The sequence below is a fragment of the Elstera litoralis genome (assembly GCF_000963705.1).
GTDB classification, from domain to species: Bacteria; Pseudomonadota; Alphaproteobacteria; order Elsterales; family Elsteraceae; genus Elstera; species Elstera litoralis.
In genome coordinates, this window is record NZ_LAJY01000742.1 from 1 (window position 1) to 1,936 (window position 1,936).

A 1,936-nucleotide genomic window follows, 5' to 3' on the forward strand; every position below is an offset into this window, starting at 1 on the left:
CGGGCTTGTGTCCTGAAACCAGCCGACTATGATACGGCCCGCCAAGAAGGTGCATAAAAATCGCACCTATTCTAGATTGCTCGGGAAGGGAGCCTCCCCCTCATGACCTATATCGTGACCGATGATTGCATTCGGTGCCGCTACACGGACTGCGTTGAAGTTTGCCCGGTCGATTGTTTCTATGCGGGCGAAAACATGCTGGTCATCAATCCCGATGAGTGCATCGATTGCGGCGTCTGCGAAGCCGAATGCCCGGCAGAAGCGATTCTGCCCGATAGCGATCCGCGCGCCGAAAAATGGATCGAGATAAACCGCGAGTATAGCGCGCAATGGCCGAACATCACCCGCCAGGTCGCCCCGCCGCCCGATGCGGATGAGTTCAAAGGGGTTCAGGGTAAGTTCGAGAAATATTTCTCGCCCAAACCGGCCGCCGAATAGGCTTAGAGCAAATCCCGAGCGGGTGGGCTCACCCGCACGGAAACCGCTCTAATCCCAAAGCCCGCCGCGCGCCGCGATCGGCCAATCGGCGGGCTTTCCTGTCTCTGACATCGGCAGGGACGGCCCGAACGTCCAACTCGTCGGGCGCGCCGGCGCGGCAAGACGCGCTTTTGCTAACGCCTGCACGGCCTGCCGCAGTGTCGCTTCGTCCGCGTCGGGAGCCGGCACGATAAAGGCCTTCAAGCGCCCGGTTTCGGCCAAGCGCAGCGCCAGATCGGCAATCCCCGGAACCTGCATTAGGCAAGCGCGAACCTCGGCGAGATCGATATTGACGCCGCCGACCTGCACCTGCCCGTCTTTGCGCCCGCGCACGGTGAAGCGCCGCTCGGCTTGCCAATCGAGCCAATCGGGCGGGCTAACCACGGCCCCCCGATCGTCGAGCAGCCCCCCATCGGCCCCCGGCTGCCAGGTATCGAGCAGCGTAAACGCGCCGCCACCAGCATCACGCCAGCCGATGCCCGCCGTCTCGGTCGATCCGTAAATCTCAATGAGGCGGGCAAGGCCGGTCGCCCGCACCGCCTGTGCGGTTTCTGGCGGGCAAGGCGCGGTCGAAACCAACCCCAAAGTGGGCGCACAGGCACCGCTCGCCGTCGCAAAAGCGCGCCACCACAGCGGATGCCCGACGATCACATCGCCCGGCCCAATCTGCGCCGCCACCGACCCCGGCGAGGCGGCGCGCAGGTCGAGCACTGGAATGCCTAAGCGCGCGGGCAGCAGCACGGTGAACAGAAATCCATAGATATGATGGGCCGGAACCACGGCAATGATCCGCTCAATCCCCGCGCCGAACACCGGCAAGAACCCGTCAATCTCCGCCGCGAACCGCGCGAGCCGATGCTCGCGCCACACCGGCGCACCTTGGCTGCCCGACGAGCGAAACTGCAAACTTTCCGAATAACGGGCTAAGGAGGCTTCCGCCACATCGACCCAGCCCGACAGATGCCGCCGCGCCAGTAGCACATCGGCAAGGCCCGCGCGGTCGAGCCGAAGCTGTGCGCTCAGCGCCGTCGCGGCGCTCAGCCGATCCAGCGAATCCGCCCCAAGCTGCTCGGCAAAATCAAACTCCTCCGGCCAGGGCGGCAGCGGCGGAAACGCGTCCGGGTGCTGGCTTAAAAACTCCGCCCGCACGCTATCGGCAATAAAGTGCCGCAGCAAATCCCGCCGCGCCCAAAAATCGAAGGCGTTAGACACGCTTGACGAAGACCCAATAGCTCTCGCCGATAATCGACTTCTTCATGTGAACCTTCACGCGCGTCGGCTTCATCATATAGTCGAAGAGATATTCGAAAATGACACTCAAATCGCCTTGTGCGACGCCCGCATCAAAGCGCCCTTTGAACTCGGCGGTATTCGTGCAGGGCGCGACATCGGTGAAGAAATTCTTGCCGACCATTTGTTTCGGGTCGCGCCCGGTGATCTGGCCTTCCATCGCAWTGAA

The 1,936-nt window shown here is 62.9% G+C and carries 3 protein-coding genes; 1 reads left to right on the plus strand and 2 read right to left on the minus strand.

Translation table 11 applies throughout. The features are described from left to right. Positions 1–102: 102 nt before the first annotated feature. Positions 103–438 carry a ferredoxin FdxA gene (gene fdxA / locus VZ95_RS19470; protein WP_045777337.1) on the plus strand — a complete coding sequence of 112 codons (336 nt, stop codon included), beginning with the start codon at positions 103–105 and terminating at the stop codon, positions 436–438. Between the two features lie 48 nt (positions 439–486). On the opposite strand, the gene VZ95_RS19475 is transcribed toward fdxA, so the two are convergent. Together VZ95_RS19475 and VZ95_RS26190 are read right to left on the minus strand one after the other, a co-directional pair. After that, positions 487–1,689 carry an AMP-binding protein gene (locus VZ95_RS19475; RefSeq protein ID WP_052711967.1) on the minus strand — a complete coding sequence of 401 codons (1,203 nt, stop codon included), beginning with the start codon at positions 1,687–1,689 and terminating at the stop codon, positions 487–489. After that, positions 1,682–1,936: PAS domain-containing protein (locus tag VZ95_RS26190; RefSeq protein ID WP_045777339.1), on the minus strand; the 255-nt coding region annotated here is incomplete at its 5' end. The genes VZ95_RS19475 and VZ95_RS26190, both read right to left, overlap by 8 nt.

Excerpts from the sequence above, each read along its gene's own strand:
- fdxA (WP_045777337.1), top strand. The coding sequence starts at position 103 with ATGACCTATATCGTGACCGATGATTGCATTCGGTGCCGCTACACGGAC.